The organism is Streptomyces turgidiscabies Car8 (assembly GCF_000331005.1).
In the GTDB taxonomy this organism is placed as follows: domain Bacteria; phylum Actinomycetota; class Actinomycetes; order Streptomycetales; family Streptomycetaceae; genus Streptomyces; species Streptomyces turgidiscabies.
This window is the reverse complement of record NZ_AEJB01000609.1, coordinates 1-4139: the sequence shown is the minus strand read 5'-3', so window position 1 is coordinate 4139 and position 4139 is coordinate 1. Positions and strand designations below refer to the sequence as shown.

The window sequence follows — 4139 nt, the reverse complement described above, 5'->3', positions numbered from 1 at the left end:
CCGACGCGACGGCGACCACGGCGGCACCACACCTGCCCGGCGCCGACCGGGGCCTTTCACCGGCCCTACGCCCCGGAGGGCACCCACCCCGGCAGCGTTTCCGTGCGCTCCAGCCACGCCGAAGGCGGGGCCCCCGCCTTCCCCGCGGCGAGCACGCCGCCCACGATGGCGCAGTTCGTGTCCACGTCGCCGCCCACCTGGGCCGTCGCCCAGAAGGCTTCCTCGTAGTCACCGAGGGCGCGCGCGGCGGACCAGAGCGCGAACGGGACGGTGTCGTGCGCCGACGTACGCCTGCCACAGCCCAGGACGGCCGCGACCGTGCCCGCGTCGGCGTAGTCCAGCATGTCCCGGGCGCGCCGCAGCCCTGCGGAGACGGCGCTTCTCGGGACGAGCGCGATCACGCCGTCGAGGAGTGCAGCAGGGCTCGGCGGGCCTCCCGCGGCGGCCACCAGGGCGGCGGCAGCGGCGACGGCCATGGCCCCCACGACGGCCTCGCGGTGCTGGTGCGTGGGATAGGCCGAGATCTCCGCCTGGTGGGTCGCCTGCTCCGGGTCGTCCGCGTACCAGGCACCCAGCGGTGCGATGCGCATGGCCGCGCCGTTGCCCCAGGACCCCTGGCCGTTGAACAGGGCGGACGCCAGCTCCCGCCAGTCGCCGCCCTCCCGGACCAGCCGCAGGAGCCGGTTCACCGCGGGACCGTATCCGCGGTCGAAGTCGTGGCGCTCCGCGAAGGAGTGGGCCAGGGCGTCCTGGTCGACGCGGTGGTGGGCGGCCAGCACGGCCACCACGGAGCACGCCATCTCCGTGTCGTCCGTCCACTGCCAGGGGCCGGACGGCAGCTCACGGATCTTGAGCAGCGGGTGGTTCACGGGCACGAAGAACTGCGAGCCGAGCGCGTCCCCCACCGCGAGCCCGCGCAGGCTGGTCAGGGCGCGCTCCAGGCGCTCGTGAGAAGAGGAATCAACGGTCATCGCCCTGCCACTCTATCCGGTGATTCCATACGATTCCGGTTCACGCCAACGCTCGAACGGCCGGTCAAGGGTGTACCTGCCGTCACTGCCGAGAACGAGCATCCGCATCTCCGCGTTCCCCGGATTCGACAGCGACTCGAATTCCGCGACCGTCCAGTGGAACCAGCGCATGCAGAACAGCCGCATGGCCAGCCCGTGGGTCACCAGCAGCACGTTCGGCGGATGGTCGGGGGCCTCGAAGCTGCGGTAGAGGCTCTCCAGGAAGCCGCCGACCCTGTCGTACACGTCGGCCCCGGACTCCCCCTGGGCGAAGCGGTAGAAGAAGTGCCCGTACGCGTCCCGGTACGCCTTCTGCAGTTGTACGTCGTCCCGGTCCTGCCAGTTGCCCCAGTCCTGCTCGCGCAGCCGGGGCTCCTCGCGTACGCGTATGTGGTCGGGGTTCAGACGGAAAGCGCGCAGGGTTTCATGAGTCCGCCGGTACGGGGAGACGTAGACACTCACCTGCTCCTGGCCGAACACCTCGCGCAGCCGCTTGCCGGTCTCCTCCGCCTGCCGCCGGCCGCGTTCCGTGAGCGCCAGGGCATGATCCGGCTCGCGCTCGTAGACGGTGTCATCGGCATTGCCCATTGACTCGCCGTGCCGGACAAGGACGATGCGCCGTGGTCTTACCATGCCAAAACCCTAGATCGGGTCGGCGCCGCCCGGGCACTCAGGCGCCCTCTGTACGGCGTATGTCACACATGTCGTGCGCGTTGGAGCACACCGGGTCCGGAATGCGGCTCCGGAATGCGGGGTCGGAACACCGGGTCCTGACCTCAGACTATCCAGCTGGGTTCCAGTTCGACGATGTCTCCGGCGAGAGCCGCGACGTCCGCCTCCAGCTGCGCCCGCAGGGCCAGCCGCTCCACCCGCTCGGCCCGGTACTTGCCGTGTTCGGCGGCCGATCGCCACATCGACAGGATCAGGAACTCGTGGCCCGGCGCCTCACCGAACAGCCCTCGCACCATGCCGGGCGAACCCGCCATCGCGGGGTTCCAGACCTTCTCCTGCATCAGCGCGAAGTGCTCGGCGCGCTCCTCGTGGACACGGCAGTGCGCCACCCGTACCAGGTCGGAGTCCGTGAAGCGCGGCTCGAAGCCGGTCTTCACGTCGAAACGGTGGTCGAACAGCTTGACCTGCTGATCCTTGAAGGTGCCCGACTGCGCGGTGGCGAGCCGGTCATGGGACCGGGCCATGAAGGAGTCGTAGAAGGCGCGGCTCTCCCAGAAGGCGAAGACGTGCGCCACGCCGGGACGTCCCCGGCTCCAGCCCCCGCCCTGCCCCCGGAATCCCGGCTCCCCCAGAAGTCCCGCCCACTTCCGCTGCCCCCGTTCGAAACCGCGGCGGTCCACCACGGTGCAGCGAATCCACTTGACCAGCACGGCGCCATCGTAAGGCCCAGCGGCGTGGCGCCGGTCACGCTCTGGCGGAGTACGACCGCGCGAGCGCCCCCGCGCGCGTGGCACGATGGACAACCAGCTGTGAGGTACCGGCAGTTGGAGTGACAGCACAACGGCGAACGGGGAAGGGAAGCCTGTGAAGGCCCTCAACAAGGGGATCCGCAAGGCCGAAGTCTCACTGAAGTGGGATCCGAGTCCGGCGGGGCAGCCGCCCACCGATCTCGACATCGTCGCAGCGACCTACCCGGCGACCGACCCGTACGGCGATCCCGCCTACGTGGTGCACTTCGACAGCCGCTCCCCGGACGGCACGATCACGCTCAACCGGGACAGCAAGGACGGCAAGGGCTTCGGCTGGGACGAGGTCATGACACTGGAGTTCGACCGGCTGGGCGCCCAGTACGCGCGCGTGGTGGTCGGCGTCATCATCCAGCAGCGCTCCACGCACCGGACCTTCGTCAGCGTGCTCAGTCCCGGCCTGCGCATCCGCGAGGGCTACACCGTGCTGGCCGAGGACGACTTCGGTGGCGTTTTGGGGTCCACGGCGGCCACGGTCGCGGAGTTCGTCCGTGACGAGGCCGGGTCGTGGGACTTCCACTCCGGAGTCCAGGGCTTCGAGGACGACCCCGACACGTTCACCATGACGATGGGCCGCACCCGTCAGACCTGATCCCTCCCCGAAGGGGAGGGCAGGTAGGGGGTGACGATCGCGAGGGTGGCGGCCAGGGCGTCGAGTACGGCCTCCCTGTGGGTGACCGTGCTCGGCGGACCGTCCCCTCCGGGCGCGAGCAGTCCGCGGTCGACCAGCAGGTAGAGCATGCGCAGGGTGCGCATGGTGTTGGAGGCCCAGGGAGGAACCGGCCCCGGCTCCCCCGTCCGGAACGCCGCCGAGACGGCGTCCAGCCATCCCACCGACCCGGCGACGGCGATACCGGGCCGGCACAGGAGCTGGGCCAGCGCCCGAGCGATCCGGTCGTCCTCCTGGGCGTCGAAGACCTGCCCCGTGTCGGCCAGCAACCGCGCGACGGCGAGCTCGAACAACGGCGCGGGATCCTGCTCCGGGCGCCGCGCGAGAGCCGCCAGCAGATCGGCTCCGTGCGCGGCGGCATGCACCCAGCCCAGCTCGGAGTCGTACCCCCGCAGATCGGTCTCGCCGGGATACCAACCGGCGAACGCCTCCCACCACTCCTGCCGCCAGACCCCCGCGTCCACGAGCCGGGCCAGGACGAGGGGAGCGAACGCCCGCGCCTGGATAGCAGGATCGTCGAACAGTCCGGCCGTACGGTCCCCGAGCCACCGCCGCTCCACCGCGTCGAGGCCGGGTATCCAGCGGACAGCCGTGCCGTACGCGCCCTCGTCGCGCACCACGGGATCCGGGGAACGGAGATCCGCGACAAGCGCACCGAGAGCGGCGGTCCGGGCGGACCCGGAGAGTTCACCGATGTCACCGTCGTGTCGCCGCAACGTGTCGTCCATGGACGGAGGTTACGTGCCCACGACACGACGAAGGAGGGACGGGCACACGCCCTGCTGGCGAGGGTCGGCCTCGCCCACAGGGCGTCCGTGCGGCCCTCCGCCCTGTCCGGAGGACAGCAGCAACGCGTCGCCATCGCCCGCGCCCTCGCCATGAGGCCGGCCCTCATGCTCTTCGACGAGCCGACCAGCGCCCTCGACCCGGAGATGGTCGGGGAGGTCATCGAGGTGATGAAGGAGTTGGTCGAGGACGGCA

5 protein-coding genes and 1 pseudogene are annotated in these 4139 nt (G+C 70.7%); 2 read left to right on the top strand and 4 right to left on the bottom strand.

What is annotated here, in order from left to right; genetic code table 11:
* Positions 1-65: 65 nt before the first annotated feature.
* The 3 genes from STRTUCAR8_RS42295 to STRTUCAR8_RS42285 form a co-directional block, all read right to left on the bottom strand.
* The gene (locus STRTUCAR8_RS42295; protein ID WP_006382563.1) at positions 66-971 is read right to left on the bottom strand and encodes an ADP-ribosylglycohydrolase family protein; all 906 of its coding nucleotides are present in this window, start codon (positions 969-971) and stop codon (positions 66-68) included.
* A 12-nt stretch (positions 972-983) separates the two neighbouring features.
* The gene (locus STRTUCAR8_RS42290) at positions 984-1643 is read right to left on the bottom strand and encodes a histidine phosphatase family protein (RefSeq protein WP_006382567.1); all 660 of its coding nucleotides are present in this window, start codon (positions 1641-1643) and stop codon (positions 984-986) included.
* Between the two features lie 143 nt (positions 1644-1786).
* On the bottom strand, positions 1787-2392 hold the full coding sequence (locus tag STRTUCAR8_RS42285) for a YdbC family protein (protein WP_044473835.1): 606 nt from the start codon (positions 2390-2392) through the stop codon (positions 1787-1789).
* A 154-nt stretch (positions 2393-2546) separates the two neighbouring features.
* On the opposite strand from STRTUCAR8_RS42285, the gene STRTUCAR8_RS42280 reads away from it, so the two are divergent.
* On the top strand, positions 2547-3080 hold the full coding sequence (locus STRTUCAR8_RS42280; protein ID WP_006382566.1) for a TerD family protein: 534 nt from the start codon (positions 2547-2549) through the stop codon (positions 3078-3080).
* Here STRTUCAR8_RS42280 and STRTUCAR8_RS42275 read toward each other — a convergent pair.
* Positions 3071-3886: a DUF2785 domain-containing protein gene (locus tag STRTUCAR8_RS42275; RefSeq protein WP_006382565.1), complete on the bottom strand. Its 816-nt coding sequence runs from the start codon at positions 3884-3886 to the stop codon at positions 3071-3073. The genes STRTUCAR8_RS42280 and STRTUCAR8_RS42275 overlap by 10 nt on opposite strands.
* A gap of 6 nt (positions 3887-3892) precedes the next feature.
* On the opposite strand from STRTUCAR8_RS42275, the pseudogene STRTUCAR8_RS50870 reads away from it, so the two are divergent.
* Positions 3893-4139: pseudogene (locus STRTUCAR8_RS50870) on the top strand (ATP-binding cassette domain-containing protein); the annotation flags it as partial.

Coding starts and splice junctions, on each gene's coding strand:
- STRTUCAR8_RS42295 (WP_006382563.1), bottom strand. CDS start 971: ATGACCGTTGATTCCTCTTCTCACGAGCGCCTGGAGCGCGCCCTGACC.
- STRTUCAR8_RS42290 (WP_006382567.1), bottom strand. CDS start 1,643: ATGGTAAGACCACGGCGCATCGTCCTTGTCCGGCACGGCGAGTCAATG.
- STRTUCAR8_RS42275 (WP_006382565.1), bottom strand. CDS start 3,886: ATGGACGACACGTTGCGGCGACACGACGGTGACATCGGTGAACTCTCC.